This is a genomic window from Vibrio sp. 14N.309.X.WAT.E.F5 (assembly GCF_030397615.1).
Taxonomy (GTDB): domain Bacteria; phylum Pseudomonadota; class Gammaproteobacteria; order Enterobacterales; family Vibrionaceae; genus Vibrio; species Vibrio lentus.
In genome coordinates, this window is record NZ_JAPNXR010000012.1 from 99,428 (window position 1) to 120,716 (window position 21,289).

The 21,289-nt window shown below is 43.6% G+C and carries 22 protein-coding genes; 8 read left to right on the forward strand and 14 right to left on the reverse strand.

Annotated elements, in window-relative coordinates; translation table 11 throughout:
* The first annotated feature begins 42 nt into the window (after positions 1-42).
* The 3 genes from OW495_RS14480 to OW495_RS14490 are packed head-to-tail and all read left to right on the forward strand — an operon-like array spanning position 43 to position 1,264.
* Complete coding sequence (locus OW495_RS14480) at positions 43-504, forward strand: nitrate reductase cytochrome c-type subunit (protein WP_004731324.1); 462 nt, start codon at positions 43-45, stop codon at positions 502-504.
* A gap of 29 nt (positions 505-533) precedes the next feature.
* On the forward strand, positions 534-1,115 hold the full coding sequence (locus OW495_RS14485; RefSeq protein WP_004731326.1) for a NapC/NirT family cytochrome c: 582 nt from the start codon (positions 534-536) through the stop codon (positions 1,113-1,115).
* Between the two features lie 11 nt (positions 1,116-1,126).
* Complete coding sequence (locus OW495_RS14490; protein ID WP_004731329.1) at positions 1,127-1,264, forward strand: TIGR02808 family protein; 138 nt, start codon at positions 1,127-1,129, stop codon at positions 1,262-1,264.
* A gap of 128 nt (positions 1,265-1,392) precedes the next feature.
* Here OW495_RS14490 and phaC read toward each other — a convergent pair whose 3' ends face one another.
* From phaC to OW495_RS14515, 5 genes are all read right to left on the reverse strand, one after another.
* Positions 1,393-3,219 (reverse strand): class I poly(R)-hydroxyalkanoic acid synthase, encoded by a 1,827-nt coding sequence (gene phaC, locus OW495_RS14495; protein WP_102512841.1) that lies wholly within the window; start codon positions 3,217-3,219, stop codon positions 1,393-1,395.
* A 75-nt stretch (positions 3,220-3,294) separates the two neighbouring features.
* Positions 3,295-3,642, reverse strand: a complete 348-nt coding sequence (locus OW495_RS14500; RefSeq protein WP_004731353.1) for a phasin family protein — start codon at positions 3,640-3,642, stop codon at positions 3,295-3,297.
* An 80-nt stretch (positions 3,643-3,722) separates the two neighbouring features.
* Positions 3,723-4,934, reverse strand: coding sequence for an acetyl-CoA C-acetyltransferase (locus OW495_RS14505; RefSeq protein ID WP_102512840.1), 1,212 nt, complete (start codon positions 4,932-4,934; stop codon positions 3,723-3,725).
* Positions 4,935-4,960: 26 nt separating this feature from the next.
* The gene (locus OW495_RS14510) at positions 4,961-5,701 is read right to left on the reverse strand and encodes an SDR family oxidoreductase (RefSeq protein ID WP_102278857.1); all 741 of its coding nucleotides are present in this window, start codon (positions 5,699-5,701) and stop codon (positions 4,961-4,963) included.
* A 580-nt stretch (positions 5,702-6,281) separates the two neighbouring features.
* Positions 6,282-6,959, reverse strand: coding sequence for an SH3 domain-containing protein (locus OW495_RS14515; RefSeq protein WP_102513965.1), 678 nt, complete (start codon positions 6,957-6,959; stop codon positions 6,282-6,284).
* A gap of 96 nt (positions 6,960-7,055) precedes the next feature.
* On the opposite strand from OW495_RS14515, the gene OW495_RS14520 reads away from it, so the two are divergent.
* Together OW495_RS14520 and OW495_RS14525 are read left to right on the forward strand one after the other, a co-directional pair.
* Positions 7,056-7,631 carry a hypothetical protein gene (locus OW495_RS14520; RefSeq protein ID WP_102513950.1) on the forward strand — a complete coding sequence of 192 codons (576 nt, stop codon included), beginning with the start codon at positions 7,056-7,058 and terminating at the stop codon, positions 7,629-7,631.
* 269 nt (positions 7,632-7,900) lie between these two features.
* Entirely contained in the window at positions 7,901-8,143 is a 243-nt protein-coding gene (locus tag OW495_RS14525) for a hypothetical protein (protein WP_017105871.1), read from the forward strand.
* A gap of 239 nt (positions 8,144-8,382) precedes the next feature.
* On the opposite strand, the gene OW495_RS14530 is transcribed toward OW495_RS14525, so the two are convergent.
* The gene (locus tag OW495_RS14530; protein ID WP_099165573.1) at positions 8,383-8,841 is read right to left on the reverse strand and encodes an Lrp/AsnC family transcriptional regulator; all 459 of its coding nucleotides are present in this window, start codon (positions 8,839-8,841) and stop codon (positions 8,383-8,385) included.
* 149 nt (positions 8,842-8,990) lie between these two features.
* On the opposite strand from OW495_RS14530, the gene OW495_RS14535 reads away from it, so the two are divergent.
* Both OW495_RS14535 and OW495_RS14540 read left to right on the forward strand, forming a co-directional pair.
* On the forward strand, positions 8,991-9,920 hold the full coding sequence (locus OW495_RS14535) for a DMT family transporter (RefSeq protein WP_102513951.1): 930 nt from the start codon (positions 8,991-8,993) through the stop codon (positions 9,918-9,920).
* A 176-nt stretch (positions 9,921-10,096) separates the two neighbouring features.
* Positions 10,097-10,564 carry an exoribonuclease R gene (locus OW495_RS14540; RefSeq protein WP_102311884.1) on the forward strand — a complete coding sequence of 156 codons (468 nt, stop codon included), beginning with the start codon at positions 10,097-10,099 and terminating at the stop codon, positions 10,562-10,564.
* A 107-nt stretch (positions 10,565-10,671) separates the two neighbouring features.
* Here the strand turns inward: OW495_RS14540 and OW495_RS14545 are convergent, their stop codons facing one another.
* The 5 genes from OW495_RS14545 to OW495_RS14565 form a co-directional block, all read right to left on the reverse strand.
* On the reverse strand, positions 10,672-12,045 hold the full coding sequence (locus OW495_RS14545) for a HAMP domain-containing sensor histidine kinase (protein WP_102513952.1): 1,374 nt from the start codon (positions 12,043-12,045) through the stop codon (positions 10,672-10,674).
* A 58-nt stretch (positions 12,046-12,103) separates the two neighbouring features.
* A complete protein-coding gene (locus OW495_RS14550) occupies positions 12,104-12,835 on the reverse strand; it encodes a response regulator transcription factor (protein ID WP_102513953.1) in 732 nt (243 codons plus the stop codon).
* 82 nt (positions 12,836-12,917) lie between these two features.
* Complete coding sequence (locus tag OW495_RS14555; RefSeq protein ID WP_102513954.1) at positions 12,918-13,598, reverse strand: spondin domain-containing protein; 681 nt, start codon at positions 13,596-13,598, stop codon at positions 12,918-12,920.
* A 9-nt stretch (positions 13,599-13,607) separates the two neighbouring features.
* Positions 13,608-14,291, reverse strand: coding sequence for a spondin domain-containing protein (locus OW495_RS14560; protein ID WP_017109520.1), 684 nt, complete (start codon positions 14,289-14,291; stop codon positions 13,608-13,610).
* Positions 14,292-14,688: 397 nt separating this feature from the next.
* Positions 14,689-15,030 carry a YggL family protein gene (locus tag OW495_RS14565; protein WP_017062629.1) on the reverse strand — a complete coding sequence of 114 codons (342 nt, stop codon included), beginning with the start codon at positions 15,028-15,030 and terminating at the stop codon, positions 14,689-14,691.
* A gap of 254 nt (positions 15,031-15,284) precedes the next feature.
* Here OW495_RS14565 and OW495_RS14570 point away from each other — a divergent pair, with 254 nt between their 5' ends.
* Complete coding sequence (locus OW495_RS14570) at positions 15,285-17,315, forward strand: PhoX family phosphatase (RefSeq protein WP_102513955.1); 2,031 nt, start codon at positions 15,285-15,287, stop codon at positions 17,313-17,315.
* A 257-nt stretch (positions 17,316-17,572) separates the two neighbouring features.
* Here OW495_RS14570 and OW495_RS14575 read toward each other — a convergent pair whose 3' ends face one another.
* The 3 genes from OW495_RS14575 to OW495_RS14585 all read right to left on the reverse strand — a co-directional run bounded on the left by OW495_RS14575 (position 17,573) and on the right by OW495_RS14585 (position 20,810).
* The gene (locus OW495_RS14575) at positions 17,573-18,193 is read right to left on the reverse strand and encodes a LysE family translocator (protein ID WP_102513956.1); all 621 of its coding nucleotides are present in this window, start codon (positions 18,191-18,193) and stop codon (positions 17,573-17,575) included.
* A 164-nt stretch (positions 18,194-18,357) separates the two neighbouring features.
* Positions 18,358-19,644: a DEAD/DEAH box helicase gene (locus OW495_RS14580; RefSeq protein WP_017109515.1), complete on the reverse strand. Its 1,287-nt coding sequence runs from the start codon at positions 19,642-19,644 to the stop codon at positions 18,358-18,360.
* Between the two features lie 182 nt (positions 19,645-19,826).
* Positions 19,827-20,810 carry a GTP-binding protein gene (locus OW495_RS14585; protein WP_017105859.1) on the reverse strand — a complete coding sequence of 328 codons (984 nt, stop codon included), beginning with the start codon at positions 20,808-20,810 and terminating at the stop codon, positions 19,827-19,829.
* Positions 20,811-21,289 lie beyond the last annotated feature (479 nt).

Below are 21,289 nucleotides of genomic sequence, written 5' to 3' on the forward strand. Positions count from 1 at the left end.
TAGTCCACTCAAAGAATTAGCCTTTAGGCGGAGAAATTAACCATGAAAAAACTGATTACTGCCCTACTATCAGCTGGTCTTTTGCTAGCTGGTGCAGTTCAAGCTCAAGCTGAACTGGATAACCCAGGCGGCATTGGTGGCGTAGAATCTCTACGTGGTGCAAGTGAACTTGAAGCTACTCGCGCAGCGGATGACTTCAAAAAGTTCCCTCGTGACCAAGTACTTGAGAGTGACTACGTATACCAACCACCTCTAGTGCCTCATACTATTCGTAGCTATGAAGTTTCTCTTAACGCTAACAAGTGTCTTTCTTGCCACAGCTGGAAAAACGCAAAAGAAATGGGTGCTACTAAAGTGAGTGTAACTCACTACATGAACCGTGAAGATGCGGTACTTGCAGACGTATCACCTCGTCGTTACTTCTGTTTACAGTGTCACGTACCTCAAGCTAATGCTAAACCACTAGTTGAGAACGAGTTCAAACCTGTAGATTCACTGCGTTAATCGTAGCCAGACGGTAAGAGAGGCTATATATGATAAAATTACTTAAAGCGTTTTGGAAAAGACTCGCGACACCAAGTAAAGCAGCGGTAGGCGTTGTACTTTTCTTGGGTTTCGCTGGCGGTCTTTTATTCTGGGGTGCATTTAACACAGGTATGCAAGCAACCAACACGGAAGAGTTCTGTTCTGGTTGTCATGCGCCTATTGTTGCTGAAATCCAAGAAACAATTCACTACTCTAACCGCTCAGGCGTTCGTGCTATCTGTTCAGATTGTCACGTACCTCACGAGTGGACAGATAAGATTGTTCGTAAGGTTCAGGCATCTAAAGAGTTGTACGCGCACTTTATTGCAAAAACCATCAACACTGAAGAGAAATTCAAAGCACGTCGTGCCCACCTTGCTGAACGTGAGTGGAAACGTATGAAAGGCAATGACTCACTTGAGTGTCGTAACTGTCACCAGTTCGATTACATGGACTTCTCAGAGCAGAGCCCTCGTAGTGCGAAACAACACTCAACTGCGCTAGCTTCTGGTGAAAAAACGTGTGTAGATTGCCACAAAGGTATCGCACATAAACTACCAGACATGCACGGCGTTGAAGGCTGGCAATAAGGAGCGATTGAATGAGTACTTTAGAAAGCGTAATTTGGCACATCCTAGGTTACAGCGCTATGCCAGTTATCATTCTTGGTGGCTTTGCAGGTGTTGCAGCCGTATCTCTTTGGCTTTTATCTATGACTAAAGACAAAGAAATCGATTAGAAATCGAAATTGCTTCAACTTATGCCAGTTATTTTTGACATGAGTTGACACTAAAAAGCCACTGAATTCAGTGGCTTTTTTATTATCTGGCACTTGGTATTTCAACTGTTAAGTTGTGATAATCAATTCTAAGCTTCGCTTTCCGGAGCTTTTGTTTCGGCGACGTCTTGCTCAGCGGTCTCTTTATCAACAATCGGCAGCACCTGTTTAACATAGTTACCCGGCGCCTTGCCAATCACAGGGTAAAGCTCGGAACCTTGATTGAAAGGTTCGATTTTCTCGTCAGCTTCAAAGTCTTGTAACCATTGATCCCAGTGTGTCCACCATGAGCCTTCATTGTGGCTTGCGTTATTTAGCCATTCGTCAGCAGAATCGTCTAGGTTGTCGTTCAACCAGTAGCCGTATTTCTTTTTCTCTGGGTGGTTAACAATGCCTGCAATGTGGCCAGACTCGCCTAAAACAAACGTTTTGTTGCCACCAGTGTTCAATGCACCACGGTAAGTCCCCTGCCACAAAGCAATATGGTCTTCTTTGGCTGAGATAAAGTAGCTTGGTATTTTGATCTTATTCAAATCAATCCAAACACCACCTACTTTTACGCCTTTATCTTGAACCAGCTTGTTTTCAAGGTAGAGCTCTCGCAGCAAAAAGTTATGGCATTTAGCCGCCACGTTTGTGCTATCACTGTTCCAGTACAATAGATCGAACTCCATCGGGCTACTGCCTTTGAGGTAGTTATCAATGTAGTAGTTCCAGTACAAGCTGTTCTCGCGAAGTAAACTGAACGTCACGCTCAACGAGCGACCATCCATGTAGCCTTTCGCATCGTTCTGTTTCTCAATCGCGTCGATTATCGTCTCATTGATATACGCCCCAACCTCACCCGGCTGAGAGAAATCTAATAATGTGGTAAAGAAGGTCGCCGTTTTTATGCGCTTCTTCATACGCTTAGCCGCATAGTAAGCCACCGTAGATGCGAGTACCGTGCCGCCAATACAATAACCTGCGGCATTGATTTGTTCTTTGCCGGTAATGTCTTCAATAGCGGTGACCGCCTTAACGACACCTTCCGTGACATAGTCACCGAATTCTTGGTCTTTCTGCGCCTCACCCGGATTCCGCCAAGACATCATAAATACGCTGTGCCCTTGTTCAAGTAGCCAACGCACCATCGAGTTCTTTTCACGGAGGTCGAGAATATAGTACTTATTGATAAACGGCGGAACGATCAACAATGGTGTCGCATTAACTTGTGGTGTCTTTGGGTGGTACTGAATCAGTTCGAACAAGTCATTTTGAAAGACGACATCACCTTCTGTATTCGCAACATCCACACCCAATCGGAATGCATTATTGTTGGTCATGCGGATCTTAAGGATGTCAGCGCTCGCTTCCACGTCCGCTTGCAACTGCTCTAAGCCATCAAGAAGGTTCTCGCCATTTCTCTCCAAAGTCAGCTTCATCAACTCTGGGTTAGTCGCGATAAAATTGCTTGGGGACATGGCATTGATAGCCTGACGTGAGAAGAACGCTACACGTTCTTTGGTTTTCTCGTCAATGCCTTCAATCGAGTTGATGGTATCGATATAGCTTTTACTAAACAGCAAGTAAGATTGCTTGATGAAGCTATAGAAAGGGTCGTTCTTCCATGCATCATCGATAAAACGCTTGTCACCACGATCTTCAGCGATAACGCTTTCAGTGTTACCCATCAGTGCTGCGTTTTGCCAGATTTGCAGTTGCTGTTCCCACCATTGGGATTGCAGCTGAAGTAGAACGGCTGGTTGGTTTGCGGCTTGTTCAAAAATTTTCGATGCATCATCAAAATTCAATTCTTGCATCGCTTTATTTAGGGGAGATTGCGCGGCTTCCTTGTTTTGTTCAAAATTTTCCCACCATTGCTGGTTCGTTTGTTGAAGCTTAACAAGGTAGTCCGAAAAGAAGTGTTGAAACATAACATGACTCCAATAATCGGAAAATCGCCACCAAGCCGTACAGGCCAACCTGTACTAACTCGATGGCGACTAGTTTTATGCAGGTGTAACTGTTTTCAAGTTTTCAGTTGTTAGTGTTTCAACATCTTCTTTGAACTCTTTTGCAGCAGCTTGCATTTTTGAGCTATCACTCATCATCTGTTGAGACAATTGAGTAAGTGCCGTTAGTTGCTGGCCGTTAAAAGCGGTAAGACTATTTACGTCTTTGATTTCACTGACTGCTTTCATTTGTGCAAGACCCATATCGGTATAAGTCTGCAACGCATTCATTTGAAGTTCAGTCATTGTTTGAACGTTCTTTGCAACCAACTTATTGAATTTCAAGTACGGTTCGAACTGCTTTTCAGTTTGGTCTGTGATTGTTTTGAAAATATCCGTGTACATAAGTAACTCCTGATGAATACATAGTTAAAAAAATAAATAGCTTAAAAAACCAATTTGGCTCGCCTACGGCATGTCGAGTTCTAACCCTCGATACCTTTAAGCAAAACAGCGGTTCCCATTCCCCCGCCCACACAAAGCGAAGCAACACCATAATTGGTATGTTGCTCGATCATTTCGTGGATGAGTGAAACAATAATTCGGTTACCTGATGCCCCTAGAGGGTGACCAAGTGCGATAGCGCCACCGTTGACATTAACTTTAGACTTGAACGCTTCAAGCGGCAGATCATGTTGTTCAGACAACTGGTACATTACGCCTAACGCCTGTGCAGCGAAGGCTTCATTCAACTCAAACAGCTCGACTTCCTCTAAAGTTAAATCCGCTTTGTCTAACGCTTTAGATACCGCTTCTACTGGACCTAACCCCATAATTTTTGGGTCTAAACCCGATTGCGCGTAGCTGCTCAGCTCTACCAGTGGTGTCAGGCCGTATTTCAAGACCGCAGATTCAGACGCTAAGATAATGGCACTTGCGCCATCATTGATGCCTGATGCATTACCAGCGGTGACCGTTCCTTCTCGGTCAAAGGCTGGACGAAGCTTTTGTAGAGCTTCGAATGTCGCGTCTGACTTCGGATACTCATCGGTATCAAAAGTGACGGTTTGTCTGCGTTGCTTAACTTCTACAGGCACGATTTGCTCATTGAACTTACCCGCTTCAATCGCAGCAACTGCTTTCTGTTGGCTTTCTAACGCGTAGTTATCTTGTGCGAGACGCGAAATATTCAAAGTGTTGGCGATGTTTTCAGCCGTCATACCCATGTGGTAATGATTGAACGCATCGGTTAACCCATCACCCACCAGCAAGTCTTTCATCGAGATGTCACCCATCTTGTGACCATTTCGAATACTCGGTGGCACAATAAAAGGAATCTGAGACATCACCTCAACACCCGCTGCAATAACGACTTCAGCATCTTGTGCTTTGATGTGCGCAGCTGCATCCATCACCGACTTCATGCCGCTGCCGCAAATCATGTTCACACCGTATGCAGGTGTTTCCTCAGGTAGCCCTGCATAGATGGAAGCCTGACGAGCAACCCCCATGCCTTGACCTGCCGAAATCACATTACCGACGATCACTTCATCAATCGCATCCAACGAAAGATCGACAGACTCAAGTGCGCCTTTGATCGCAACGCCAGCCAACTCGCCCGCAGATACGTTTTTTAGCGACCCGGTGAATGCACCAATAGGAGTACGTTTAGCCGCAACAATAAATACTTTTTCCATTATTCAATTCCCTTTAGTTTCGCCAATTAGTGCATGTACAAGCCGCCATTCACAGACAGTGTTTCGCCTGTAATGTACGCGCCAGATTCACTTGCTAAAAAGCCCACTGCGTCTGCAATTTCTAAAGGCGTCGCTAAACGTTTCATTGGGATTTGGTTTTTAATTGAATCAAGGACTTCAGGCTTCATTTGCTCAACCATAGGTGTGCCTGTGTAGCCAGGGGCAACCACGTTTACCGTCACTCCGCTTCTAGCCCCCTCCGCTGCCAAGGCTTTTGAAAAACCAATCATTCCCGCTTTAGCCGCCGAGTAGTTAGTTTGTCCAAACTGACCTTTTAAGCCATTGACTGAAGAAATATTGATGACTCGGCAGTTGCCCTTTTCGCACATCGGTGCAAACAGAGGCTGTGTCACATTGAAAAGGCTGTTGAGGTTAGTCTCAATCACATCTTTCCAAGCTTCGGCATCCATCTTTTTGAAGACGCTGTCACGAGTAATACCTGCGTTGTTGACTAAAACATCCACCGTGCCTTCTTCTTCTAACAACTTGCTTAGGCTCTGTGCACATTCAGCGGTGTTGGTGACATCTAATTCAAACAATCGCACTTGATCTTCAGTAAATTGCTTTTCATTAAACCAATCCAGTGCGCACTGATAATTCCCAGTAAAATAGGTCGCGATAACACGATAGCCATCCGCGACTAATTTAGAAGAAATTGCTGAGCCGATACCGCCTTTTGATCCTGTAATTAAAGCAAGTTTTTTCATTAATGGTTCCATCCCTTACAAGCAATTAAATAACAATGATGTTAATAAGATAATGTCTTAGTCGATAATTAAACTTTACGATTTGCTTTAATTAAACCCTACATCTCAAAATCAAAAAGTATTATTACAAATAAAAAATATTTTCATATTATGGCTAGAAATCTGACTTACATCCCAAAAACTATGAAATGTTACTCTTATGTAAAATCCACCAAGCTACTGATACCAATAGACTTTATTTAACATCAATTATATCACCAAGCAGATAAGCCCCTGTTTATTTGAGATAAAATGACACTCCCTAACTAGTTTCAATGAGAATGCAATATTGAGAAACGAAACAATTGATCGAGGGAATAATAGTGAGATTACTATTCCCTATTAATAAATCTATCGAGGCTGTTCTATATAAAATCCAATATAAATAAATGTTGAAATCACATTGACTAAAACTCTGTTTCGATAATTAAAATTGAGTAGACAACAAAAAGCCCACTATCAATAGAGTGGGCTTTGAGTCTAAATAAATAGAAAATTTAATGGCTATTAATACATCTAGTTATTAATAGTGGATTGGATCTTACTTAGTAAATGTTTCGTTTGTATTTACATCTAAATAAATTTTATTTTCAAGAGACAGTCCGCCACAATAGATAAAATAGACATCTCGGTCACTGTACTTTACCGATTTCACCCAACCACCCAATTCTTCGAAGTCACTTGGGTCACATTCGCCATCAGAGATCAGCTCGGCAACCGTATTGCGGAACTTCTCTTTATGGATCTTAAGATCGTCGGATTTAACCAAATATGAATCCAATATCTCTATGCTTTCTTTCTGAGAAATAATCACTTCATCATTGGATAGGCCAGACATCGAAACCCATTCGGCTGTCTGTGGCCCGCCTTCTTTTAGAACGATATAGTCTGAGATACGTGCCCATTCACCCTGTTTTTCGAGTACTTCGACTTTTTCGCCTTTGTAGAGGTAATCTGTTATCAAGCCATCAACTTCTGGTTGTTCTACCACTTCAAGCTTTCTATCCAGAACGTAAAACTCTGTCTGCTCTGGCTCAGGTTTAAGTTCCATGATCGGTTTTAAATCCGCTTCAGGCTGAGTAACTTCTTCAACGGACTCTTCGGTTTTGTCTGCTGGTGGTGAGTCTTTCTTCATAACAAAGAAGTAGTACGCTGCTCCTCCTCCGCCCAATATTAACAACACAAGTAAAGCGATCAGCGCTTTTTTCATCAAATCCACCAGCTCTTCCGTTTTAGGGTTACATGAAGTGTACATCAACTCACGCTGCCACTCATCTATACTGTCTGTAGAGAGCACGGTAAGTAGAGGAAAGTCATGCGTTTTTGGGGAAAGGTTATCATTATGAGCGTACCTTTGATTGCCAATGCCGCGTTCGCAAGCCATTGCGATCGTGAAAACTGGCAAACATTGTTGGATCGCCAACTCGTATATGAAGATCGCTACAACCAATACACCAAAGAGTTCAACCAAGTTCTCTCAACCTATGAGTCACAAACTCTGCTATCTAAACACTTCAACGAAACACAGATCATTGAGCTTTGGGCAAAGTATGAAGAAAGGTTTAATGTGCAGCTCAATAGTCATATGAATACCGCTTATGATGTCTCTGAGGTTTTGTTAAAACAGGCATACGTCGTATCTAGTGAACTAGAAGGAGCTCAGTCTCTCACTCGCTTATGGCAAGCCGTTGCTCAGCACTGTGCTAAGGCAAAACTTCCGCGCCAATCTGAAAGCGCACAATCGCATGTGACAAGTTCACAATCGCTCTCCAAAGATCTCCATGCACTCAGTGATAAATTCCGTCAGCTGTCGTCAAAGTATCGTAAGGAAGCCAATATGATAGATGAAGCACGCCATGCAAAAGCACCAATAAACGATGCTTCAAACTGAAACCGACATTCGACTTTCTCTGCTCATCGACTGGATTTATTCTCATAACAGACTACCTCGCTGCCAGAATATCCAGAGAAATAGTTAATCAAAGCTTTATCAATAGCTTGTAAATCTAATGTGCTAACTATCAACAATAAAGTTCACTTTCCGACCAATGCAAGTAAATATGTGAGATATCCATCACAAAATAGATTTACAAACGCCAGAAAATTGTTATCATGATTCTTCATATAACTTAATAACAAGAAACATTTTGGCTAGGTAATATGCAAAAGACTATGGCTTTCAACTGCTTGAGTAACACGGAAGGGACTGCAGAGATAAGAGGTAAACTTTTATCTGTCGCTAAACACATGGAAGAGTTCGGTTCAGTAAGTGAGCTAGAGCTATGTAGGATATTTGGAGAGACAATTTGGAATGACGGTGTGGATTACCATTCACATGCATTTTCATTCAGAATTAATGTAAAAACCGGAGATTGTTCAATCTCTAACTTTAAATATCACTGATTTTTGCACCTATACATACGGAGTACCTTTCACAAGGTGCTCCGTTTTTTATGGCCGCTATGTTAAGTTGTCGAGCCTAGTTTGGTTTTCAACTTGACATTTCTATCAGCAGTAGAACATTGCTTTTTCAGCTCACCAACCAACCTCAATGCATATAAGTAACCCTTTCAGCTTAATCGCTCTTACTTGCCTTAATCGGGCTTATTTAGAGCAGTCAGTCTTAGTCAACACAATCAATCTTAATCAACATAGACAGGCAGCGGTGCATTACCTTTCACTTGTCTAATCGCGAGATGCGTATGTATGTCCTTGACGTTTGAGAGCCGTTGTAGCTTTCTTGTAAACGCCTCATAGGACATCAGATTCGGACTAACCACTTCTAACAGATAATCATAAGCGCCAGATACTACGTGGCAGCTGATCACCTCCTCCATCTCGACAATGGCGCCTTCAAATTTATCGATCGACACTTCTTGGTGGTTATTTAGACTCACCTCAACGAAGACACTCATAGCAATGCCAACTTGCTCTCGCGACAAGCTCACACGATAACCGTCAATAATTCCCTTTTCCTCAAGCCTTTTGATGCGTCTTGCGCACGGTGAAGGTGATAAACCGACTTCATCTGCTAACTCAGCCGTAGTTAACCTGCCATCTTTTTGTAGCAACTCTAGAAGATGCCTATCAATTCTATCCATAGTAAATGCCGATCATTGGTTAAATTCGTTAATAATTTGATAAATATTAGCAGGAATCCTCAATGATAACTCAAGTTAGAACTAAATTTGCCAACCTATGGCATAGCTCTTAATTCATAATTAAGCATAATCCACTTTCCTTATTTATTATGAAGCTTGGCTATCTATCTATCGTTGTTACTCTGCTCATCTGGGCGAGTTTTTTTCTTTCGCTTAAAGGCGGCGCAAATTCAGATTTAACACCTGCAGACATCGCACTGACGCGATTTCTCATCCCTGCATTAGTGCTACTGCCTTTGGTTTGGAAAGCACATACTTCTATTTCTTCAGTCCCTAAGCGCTACCTAGCGGGCATGTTTGTAGGGTGCGGATTGCCTTATTTACTCGTTGCAGGAACAGCTATGCAATTTGTCCCGGTATCACACGGGAGTGCTTTAGTTCCGGGAACGCTGCCACTCTTCGTCACTGGCATTGCGGTACTCCTTTTTAAGCAACCCCTTAGCCGACACCGTATCGCCGGTTTAGCACTGGTTTTGCTCGGTATATTGCTGTTTTTAGGCAGTAGCTTAAGCAGCTTCAACTTTGAATACACCAAAGGCCACTTGTTGTTTTTGTGTGGAAGCTTAATGTGGGCCACTTTTACTATCTCAGCGCGTGTCGCCAACCTTGATGCATTAGTGAGCGCGGGGTTCATTTCATTGTGTTCTACTTTGCTATTACTGCTCCTTATCCTGACTGGTAGCCTACCCAGCCATCTAATGGATACACCAATCGCCCAATGGCCATTTACCGAGCTTGCTGTACATTCTGCAGTACAAGGCGTCGGTGCAGGCTTAATAGCAGCTTTCACTTACCTTTATGCTGTTAACACATTAGGAGCAGAGCGCTCGGCCGCTTTTGGTAGTGCTACCCCCGCCGTCGCTACCTTGTTGGCGGTTCCACTGTTTAACGAGATTCCAGATGCGATGACTTGGGTTGCTCTTTGTTCGATTTGCATCGGCAGCTTGGTCGCGAGCAACATTTTCATGAGAAACGATCAGTCTATGCAGTATCAACCACCAAGCTTCAGCAAAAGCTGATAACGTTTGAGTCGCTATACAATGTTTTAAGTCGCTATAAATAACCTCTAAGCGCTGAGTCTAAGGCGTTTGATACTTGGATAAGCCTGCAAACGTGGGCTTATCCAAAATATGCTTTTTCTAAGCTCAGTTCTCCATTAAACTGTCCGACCTTTTTGCTCATCCAAGAGAACGCTATGCAACGCGATTACACTTTAACTAGCTTAAACACCATGCCTCGTGAGGAACTAGAAGAATTCAGTTTAAGAATGATCCATCGTCTTGTCCCTGAAGACGCGATGACGGAATTGTTTACGTTTGAGCAGGAAGAAGTCGCCAGTGAAGAGCGCATGCAGTCAGCGAAGTTCGACGCGATGCTACGAATGACCGCAATCGCGCTGAGTGAAGTGAACCTTGCATTTAGTGAGTCAGATAACTCACAACAAAACATTGAGCGTATGACACGTCTATTGCTTTGGCACTTCTACGCAATGTCATTCAACCTTGAGCAAGCCATCGACCTTGAAACTCATTGCGAGAAAGTAGAGAAGATTTTGGAAAAAGCACCGACAGAAGCATTCGGTTGGGTAAAAGAGCTGACAGAACTGCTTCATTTTTACGCGAAAGTGAATGAAGGCAACGAAGAAGGAAATGAAGACGCTTAAATGCCTCTTCAATTTAAAAGCTTTTCAACGAGTTGTTCGCTACTCAGTGAACAACTCGTCTATAACCTAAGCTGAAAGCCATCAAAGCTATACAAAGACAGGTAACGCTATATCGACGGCAAATAGAAACTTTGCTGAAATGAGTTCTCTGCCTTTTTCGTCTCTAACACACTGTGATGTAACATTAGTATCGACTGAGCGATTTTAGTTCCAATTCCCAACGAACCGTTTGGCGCTTCCAGCTCAACCTCATTATGAATTACCACCTTCACTCGCTTGGAATCTGCTTCCAAACCGATATCCAGCGACACCATGGTTCCACTTGGGCTATGCCTCAGCGCATTATCTAACAAGTTTAAAACCAACCGTTCAAGTAAATCGCTATCCCCTACCGCCTTTATCCCACTAGGCATGTTGACGTTAATCTCGACCTGTTTATGAAGATACTTGCTTCGGATCGTTTCCAAACACTCACTCATCAACACATTTAAGTCGATCGCAGCGTATTGATACGTGGGAACAGGGTTATCATGTTTAGCGTTGTCTAGCAGCGAATGGAGCTGTTCAGACAACTTGTTGCCATTACGGAAAGCAACGTCAATTAACGGGTCTGATTGTGGGTTTTGAATCTTCCACGTTTCTAGATACCCCAATACACTCGACAATGGCGTTTTCAAATCATGACTGAGCTGCAATAAGCTTTGTCTCCGGTGTGATGACTGATACTCAAGTTGCAGAAACTGTTGTTGAATGTGCTTTGCCATCAACTGATAAGAATGCGCGATCGGCACCAGTTCTGGTACTTGATGTGTGAAATTAGGTTCTAAGCGAAAGTCTTGTTCGGCTTGCTGTTGCAACTTATGGGTTACGGCTTCTATCGGGTTCAATAAGCTGCGTTTAACCAATAGATAAGCTCCTATGGCAAAACCCAAAATAGAGACCAACATAAGGCCAGCCAGTGCGATATAGGGTGTGTCGACCTGTGAATTTGCAATCACAGTATGGCGGTTACTGCCAATTAACACATAAAGATACCCAACCGTAGATCCTAGCTCTTCAATCGCTGCGACAGAAAACACCTTGCGAGAATCTGGGTTGATCGGGTCATCTCCCAAAATCGGATAAGGTTCATCGTTTAGAAACTGCTTAATCGGTGCTAAGTCTATCTGGTTCGCTAACACAGTGCCTTCAGGCGCTGCATGCGTGGTGATATTGCCCTGACTATCAAGGAAATAGATGTCAAAGTCTGGCCCTATTAACATTAAGGTATGAAAGATGGATTTGAGGGCTTTTGGGTTGTAGTCAGTGCCAATCATAAGAGGGTTATCATCGCGCATGTGGAGCGCGAGTTCTTTGTGTAAGCTCTGTTTCGTTCGTTGCTCAATAGTCTCTTTCTGCCAATGATAGGTATAGGCGATGACCACACTCACTAATAGAAACCACAAGCTGGTAAACAACACTAAGCGCGATTTAAAACTCATGTTCCCTCCTTCACATGACTTCTGTTTCTATTAATGGACTAAAAAACGACAACCAGAACTAAGTCTTCGATTCAAACTTATACCCAACACCCCAAACAGTCTTAATGAAGTCATCATCGCTATTGGGCATAGCAAGCTTGGTTCGTAAGCGATTGACGGTGCTACAAACGGTGTGGTGGTAGCCTGAATGATTGGTGTGCCATACATGATCGAGCAATTCATCTTTGCTATACACTCGACCCGGACGGGTGGCTAAGAAATGGAGTAAAGTAAACTCTGTCGCGGTCAATAGAACATCTTGGTTGTTTAACGAAACCTGATGACGCTCCGGTTGAATGGTAAGGCCACCAAAACTCATCACAGATTCCGTTTTTGGAACCTCTTTTATTGTGGCTTCTGCATGATTAACCCTACGTAAGACATTACGAACACGAGCTTGAAACTCAAGCACACTGAATGGCTTTGTAATGTAATCATCGACACCCGCTTCTAAGCCCGAGACTTTATCCAGTTCAGCATCTCTTGCTGTGAGCATTAACACGGGGGTCCAATCCTCTTGCTGGCGGATCATCCGACAAAAGTCGAGTCCATCGCCATCAGGTAAGCCTCGATCGAGCACGACTAAATCAAACTGACCATCCAGATACAGGCCCTGCGCTTTTTCAATTGTATTGGCTCTTTCGACGTGATGACCTTGAAACTTGAGATGCATTTGCACCAGTTCCGCTAAATCATCGTCGTCTTCAACCAGTAATATGTTTGCCATCAAATTTGCCGCAGCACTATTCATGATCCCTGCTCTATTCGGAGTCTACCCACCTTTCAATTGACCGGAACAGAGCAGGAATTCTTTCATTTCACGCTTAACCCAATCATTCAGTTCGGGTAATGGTGATTCTCGCACCTGGATTAAGGAAGCGATGATTAGCACTGAGAGTTGAGGTCGTTAAGCCATCATCTTGACTGATGACGCCTGAGTGGAAGCTCACCACATCATTATCATTTCTTACGCTATTAAAGCCCTCACCACCGCCAGCGGGCCCTGGGATGGTTGCAGCAAGCTCATCGTTCAGCTCCGTTCCTGAATCCCACACGTTCATGTTCATAACAAACGTATCACCCACCGCTAATGATTTCAGCGATAAGCCAGATTCCCCCACAAACGCATCATTGGTATTCACGAGCATCGAAGCAACCGAAAGGTAACCTTCTAAAGCAGGATCGACTCGGATAGACAATGTGTCCTTCTCACCCGACAAGATAAGCCCGCTTCCTGAGATACCTTGGTAAACATTCGCGTCACTGTCACTGAGCGCAAGTAACTGTGTATTACTGCCACCTTCCGCTAAGTATTCAAGGTCAACTGAGGCACTTTGACCGACTTCAAACAGATTGAAGCTGTTATTGTGAGTCAATACCGCGAGGGGCGACATAGGTTGATTGGGTGTTAGGTTAGTAACACTGACATCGTAACGATAATAATCATCGTCATCATCCGGACAACCCGCCAAAACAGCGACAGAGGCCGCGATAAATAGAATTCTAGCTTTCATACATCCCCCTTACTTCACAACAATAGTGATAGTTGCCACAGGGTTTAACCAACGATGACTGCTACTATCGAGGTCACTGATTCCGCCAGCCGCGTTACTATCACCAATGTTACCCGGATGAATATGAACCTTAGCGTTAGACACGGCTGTTTCAACTCCCGTACCACCAGCGCCAAAAGTAATAAATGGAGGGTTTGGCATGCTGCCAGCCAACTCATCATTCGCTTCAGTGCCTGCGTCATAACCATTGAGCGTTGCTTTGTAAGTGCCCGCTTGAGTTGGGATCTTCCAACTGTCTAAACCAACAAAACCATCGTTGGTAGGAAGTAGCATTGCGCCTAGTGACAAGTAAGCCAAATCACCAGTATCAATATCAAACGTGGTTGCTACACCTGGATTCAATATCCCGATTGCTGGGTTTTCAACCACCACACCACCCGCATTAGCTATCAGACTTGAAAGGCCAGAAATGTCACCACCTTCGGCCATCGACTCCAACTCTGCTGAAGCGGTTTCACCCGTCCTAAACATAAACAAGTTAGAATCATGAGCCGCTGCCAAGATAGGCGTAAAATAGATTCCTTTCGTTGCATTGGTCACCGTCACCTCTAGCTGTGCTGCTTGAACCTGTGCTGTACCAAAGGCCAACATAGCAGAGCTAACCACTAAGCTGATTTGAGTTCGTTTATTCATTTTGATTCCATCCTTTATCGAGTCCTATCGTTGCCAACAAAACGAATAACAGCGATATACCGTTACATTTGCCAGAACGAATTGTGGTGTTGTGACTCTAAGAATGGCGATCAAATCTATCAGCAACTTCATTGAATTCTCATAAAACTCTCACAAGTTTATTCAAACTTCTTACAGCCAACAAAAGTAACAGTAAAGCGCTGATATTTATTCGAAAACAAAAGTCCTACTAACGGCTTGTTAAGCTATAAAAGAACAAGAGTGAGCAATAAAATGGAACGTAACAAACGCAAAAAGGCCGAATCGATATAACGATTCGGCCTTTGTTCTAAGGTGTTGTTGCTCATTCTAAAAGCCGTAATCGACCTTCAAGTTAAGCTAACAGCACAACATCAATTTAGAATGCGTAGTTTGCGTCAATAAGTTCGCTAACTTCAACTTTGCTTACTTCAGCGCGAGCTTCAAGCCATTGTGCAACTTGCAGTTGCTCTGCTTCTGTTACTGAGCGGTAACGCTCAATAGAGCATAGGAAACCTTCAAACAACTCAAGGCCACCGCCACCAAAGCACAGACCGATGCTATCGATGAAGTCGATGAACTCATCAATGAACACATCGTATTGGTCAAAATCAGTAATCGATGTCTTGCAGCTTACTTCAAAACCCAGAATCGCGAATTCACCTAGGTATAATTTCTTGCGAAGGCGGCGATTTTTGTTTTCGATTTTATCTAATTTCATAACAGTCTCTCTCTACGTTTAATAAAGCACTTATACACAGTTCCTCTTCATTTCCCAAGAGTTTTGTATTACTCATCACGCTTAATCGCAAAAATCGTGCTGCAGAAACAAAAACTTAATCTAATTCATAAAAATCCGTCACTTAACTGCCTCAGGATGACTCACACATTGATCCAAGTTATTAACCATTCGATTAATAGCCGAGCAAGTCGTGAATAACCCATAATAATTACAGCCAATAGGAAGCAGTACAGATGAGCAAGGAAACATTTAATAGCACTCGATTCAATAAGAGTAAAAACAAACCATTCGAAGAAGTACTAGACGCAAACCTTTCAAGAAGAAACGTTTTGAAAGGCGGTTTAGGCATAAGTGCAATGACAGCATTCGGTGCATTTGGGCTTTCTGGTTGTAACTCTTCTAGTCCAGACTCTTCAGTAGGAAATGGTTCAGGTGCCTCTAGTGCGGTCCTGAACTTTGATTCGATTCCGGGCTCATTAACCGATGCTGTTTCGGTTCCTCAAGGTTACATGGCACAAGTTTTAGTCCCATGGGGCACACCGCTCAATACACAAGGTAGTGCATGGAAGGATGACGGCAGTAACACAAGCGAAGAACAATTGAATGCCTTGGGTATGCACCACGACGGGATGCACTTTTTCCCATTAAATGACAGCAACGTAGACGGCTTGTTGTGTATTAACCATGAATATATTGATACGAATGCTTTGCACCCTAGCGGCCAAACTATACAAGGTGGTGTCCGTACTGTTGTTGACGAAGTACGTAAAGAAATCAATGCCCATGGCGTGTCAGTTGTCCGAATTCAACTGGAAGACAACATGTGGAAATTGGTCGATACCGATCCACTCAACCGCCGCTACACTGGCGCGACTGTAATGGACTTATCTGGCCCAGTCGCACATACCGCTCTTACTGTAACTCGCTTCTCCCCTGATGGCAGCCAAGCGCGTGGTACATTAAACAACTGTGGTAATGGTTTCACCCCTTGGGGCACTTATCTAACATGTGAAGAGAACTGGCCCGGCTATTTTGTTAATGCAGGCGTTCGAACTGAAGAACAAGAACGCATTGGTATCGACGATACCAGCACACGTTATTTGTGGGATACATTGGCTGGCAATGCAGAAGAGCGCTTGGATGAATTCACTCGCTTTAACATAGAGCCTACAGGTGCAAGCTCAATAGATGATTACCGTAACGAAGCAAACGGCCACGGTTATATTGTTGAAATAGACCCTTACACAGAGAACGCTCGAGCGAAAAAGCGTACTGCGCTTGGTCGTTTCCGTCACGAAGGCTGCACTTTTGGCAAGCTAAAAGAAGGTCAGCCAGTTGTCTTCTACTCAGGCCACGACTCTCGTTTTGAGTACCTGTACAAATTCGAATCCGCTGTCGCTTGGGATCCAGCAGATGGTAACCCATCAAACCGACTAGCAACAGGTGATAAATACATGGATGAAGGCACACTTTACGTGGCGCGCTTCAACGAAGACAACTCTGGCACGTGGCTACCATTGACACTGGATAGCGTAACGTTATCGGGTGGAGTTCTGGCAGACAATTTCAACTCTTTGGCTGAAATCATCTTAAATACAGCCGGAGCCGCCGACCTTGTGGGTGCAACACCAATGGATCGTCCGGAGTGGTGTTCAGTAGATCCATACACAGGTTCTGTATATTTAACACTTACCAATAACACCGCGCGTACCAGTGAAACGAACGCAGCAAACCCACGTTTGAACAACAAGTTTGGCCATGTTATCCGTTGGGATGAAGGTGACAGCGCAACAGACTTCACTTGGGATATTTTCGTATTCGGTTCACCTGCCAACGGCGATGCAGACACCAACCGTTCTGGCCTGACGGATATGAACCAGTTTGCTAGCCCAGACGGACTAGCGTTTGATGCTCGTGGCATATTATGGATTCAGACGGATAACGGTGCAGATGAAGTAACGAGTTACACCAACGACCAAATGCTAGCAGTGGTACCGTCTAAGCTAACAGACGACAACGGTAACAGTGCGGTGATTGGTGAAGACAATCAAGCGCAACTTAAGCGTTTCTTTGTTGGTCCAAACGGATGTGAGGTAACTGGCTTTACGATTAGCCCTGATTACAAGTCACTGTTTGTAAATATTCAGCACCCTGCAAACTGGCCTTCTTCAAGTGATGCAACTGCGCAAACTCAAGGCAGTGTTCGCCCAAGAGCATCTACGGTTGTGATTCGTCGTGAAGACGGTGGTGAGATCGCCGTTTAATCAGAGCTTTAAAGCTGGTCTCTTTGATATCGATAGTGATTAAAATCGGCCCACTCTAAGGACGTTAGAACGAAAAAGAGCGATAAGGCTAAATGCCCTATCGCTCTTTTTATATTCTATTCATTCTTCGGTTTAAGTAAGAATCCGAGCTTTCAAAACTCCTCATCAGCCCAAGTACTCGTCATCCTCGAGAAGGAGGAACGACTGAATCGGGGATCTCTAACCGTTATCGTTGATCGCAATACCGTTAATCACAGTTAACTCACGAACAACCACACACCAACACCCATCATTAGCGTGCCAGCAATGCGATTCATCAGCTTAACGTTATCGGCTTTGCCCAGCATATGCTTTAAGCTCTTACCGCCTGTCGCGTACAAAGTCATGCAGACAAATTCAGAAACCAAAATAATAGACACTAGGATGAACAACTGCGGTGCTAGATCTATTTTGCTGTTAATAAAAGGAGGCAATAACGAAATCATGAATGCCCAGCCTTTCGGGTTCGCGATTGCCGTTACAAAGCCTTGTACCACCAGATCCCAATCATTACTGACTTTTGTTGTTTGGTTGTCAGTGCTGATCGCTAGTTTGCCTCTCGAACGCCACATCTGAACACCTAAATAGAACAAGTAAGCTGCACCAACAAATTTGAAGCCCGTAAATAGCCACGGGTAGTTCAACATGATAGATGCAATACCCAATACCGCGGCAATAGAAACCACAGCGACACCGGCCAGTTCACCGATCATCATCCATAATGTACGTTTGTATCCAACACTCATTCCAAGGGTCAACGCCAAAGTCATACACATTCCGGGCGTGATTGAGACAAAGAAAAACGTGGGAATAAAAGCCCAAAGTAGTGTGCTATCCATATTATTACCTTATTGGCTTATTTTTATTTAGTGGCTTTTGCTTCTTGATCGGACTTGAAATGAAGCGATATTGAAACGAAGTAGTGATGACAATAAACAATATTGCGAACAATACAAACAAAAAGAGCCACATAACAGTGGCTCTTTTCGATCACCAACCGTAATTACTTACGACGGTTTTGAATTCGCTTCATCATAGTTAAACGACGTTCAGCGCTTGCTTGATCGGGTTTTTCTTCGTTTGCGTTGTTCTTACGACCCTGGCGGTTTTTGTAAGCCGATTTAGTGTTTAGCTTCTCGATATAAGCATCACGTTTCTTCGGTTCATAACCCGGTTGTTCAACACGGCGAATACGTTGTTGAATCAGTTTTTCAACTTGAACAACTGTCAGTTCTTCTTCGCGGTTAACGAAAGAAATTGCGTGACCTTGTTTTCCAGCACGACCTGTACGGCCAATACGGTGAACATAATCTTCTGCCAGGAAAGGCATGTCGTAGTTAATTACGTGTGGCAAGTCTTCGATATCAAGACCACGAGCTGCAACATCGGTTGCAACCATCACACGAGCTCTGCCTTCTTTGAAATCATCCAATGCGCGACGACGAGCGCTTTGCGCTTTATCACCGTGACAAAGTACCGCTTTAATGCCGTCTAGCTTAAGCTCTTTAACTACATCGTTTGCTGTTTCTTTGTAGTTCACGAACACAAGAACCTGACGCCAGTTTTTACGACCGATCAGCTCAGAAAGTAGCTCTGTTTTACGCTCTTGATCAACTGGGTACACCACGTGGCCAACAGTTGCAGCCGTTGAGTTTTCGCGCTCAACACTGATACGTTTTGGTTTACGCAGAATATCAACAGACAACTGGTTTAACTGAGTTGAAGTCGTCGCAGAGAACATCATGATTTGTGGAGAAGTTTCCACATCCAACATGATCTTGCGAACTGCATTGATAAAGCCCATATCAAGGATGCGGTCAGCTTCATCGAATACTAGGAATTCTAGGTTAGCAATAGACACGTTACCCGCTTCTAAGTGCTCTTCTAAACGGCCTGGAGTCGCAACCAAAATATCAACACCCAGTTCTAGTTGACGAACTTGTGAAGACATCTTGTTACCACCGTAAACCGCTGAAACGCTTAGTTCAGTGTATTTTACGTAGTCTTTGATGTTTTGAGCGATCTGCGCAGCAAGCTCACGAGTCGGAGCAAGAATAAGGCCGCGAGCCGTTCCTCTAGACGCTTTTTTACCGCTGTTCAAAAGGTGTTGGATAACAGGCAATGAGAATGCCGCTGTTTTACCCGTACCGGTTTGAGCAGTAGCAAAAATATCATGGCCTTTACGAGCCATTGGAATCGCTTTTTGTTGAATTGGTGTGAGTTTCTCATAACCACACTCAGTCAACGCTTTGACTAATTCAGGAGCAAAACCTTGAGAGGAAAATGACATTGTTACGGGTTCCTTAAGCAGACAGCCTACATTCTTATTTCAGCCGAGCACTATAAAGTAATTAGAGTGATTTATCTCACATTTATCGTGATATAACGCAAACTTTCTCATTTAATCTGGTGTTTATCCCGCCTTCAACAAGGTAAACACCAAAATCATGGTTTCAAACAGCCAAAACAGGGCTATTTGATACCACACAGCTTGAGTAGAATCTGCTCTAAATCGCTCCAAGGCATTAACTGGGAGTCAATCACTTCGAGGCGAGACTCAAAGCCATCAAGGGAAATTTCATTCACTGACACGACTTGATTCGCCACGTTGAACGCGTAGCAACCTTGGTCAGTATTCACCACCGCTTTTACGCGCTCAGCCGTCAGATCCGACAGCATTGAAAACAGCGCATCAAAATCAAACTTATGTTCAGCGCCAAACAACCAGCCACAACTAAAGTAGCCCTGCCCTTTATTCTCTTTACGGATGAAAGCTTCACCGGGAGGAAGTTGGAATTGAGGCTCTTGTTCAGCGTGATCATGATGATGTGATTCAATATGAGATGAAGCACTGCCATGTACCCTTTCAATGTCCAACACTTCCAATGGCACTTCACCATCGTGAATCAGCTTATGGAACACTTTTGCAGGTGTTTGATCCGTCACCCAATCATTGAATGCGTCGATATCTTCAGAGTGAACCAAATCTACTTTAGTTCCGATAATCACGTCAGCACTATCTAATTGATCATTAAAGTTCTGATTAGACGTATATTTCTCAATCGACAGATTTCTTGGGTCAACCAAACCTAGCGTCGCTTTTAGGTCAACGTAAGGTGTGTATTGCTCTGAAGTTAACGTCGCAATAACCTGCTTTGGATGACCAAGCCCTGTTGGCTCAATCAATAAGCGATCCGGCTTCTGACGCAGTAAGGCATTAATACCCACTGACATAGGCACACCAGCGGTACAACACATGCAGCCACCCGGTACTTCTTTAATCAAAGCACCTTGGTCTGTCATTAATGCGCCATCAATGCCGATTTCGCCGAACTCATTAACTAGGACAGCCCAGTTTTCATTCTCAGGTTTATTTTTTAGAAGGTTCAAAATAGCGGTCGTCTTACCGACACCTAGAAAACCCGTAATTATGTTTGTAGGAACTTTTTTGGTCATATCAGTTCTCCTTTTTTAAGGAGTATATACACAATCACGGAGAAATTGACCCCAATCGCTTGTTTGTACGGAGAATGATTTAAGCCAGAAGTTGTATGAGTGTCACTAGAAAAGGGAGGAACGAAGAAAAATGAATGCTCCAGACGAACTAAAGGCGTACTTATCAGTACGCCTCACTCTCGTTACTCAATCGTGAGTTCGCGAATCAGGAAGCCTTAAATATCGACCTGAACAATTAACGAGAAACTAAAACTTTGTATCTGAATCCATCCAAATTGTGTGTAAAACCTCACGTCTCCTTGCGGTCTGTTATGTTGCTTTACGATTTAACTATGGTTCATTTCTGGGGATATTCAAGCTGCCACCAGAGAAACGATCAAAATTGTGACGGTGATACCACTATTGCCTATAGATTCCATTTATGTAACACGTATATTCCATAAATGAAATTCAACTTTGCATCTTTGTTGCTATAGGAT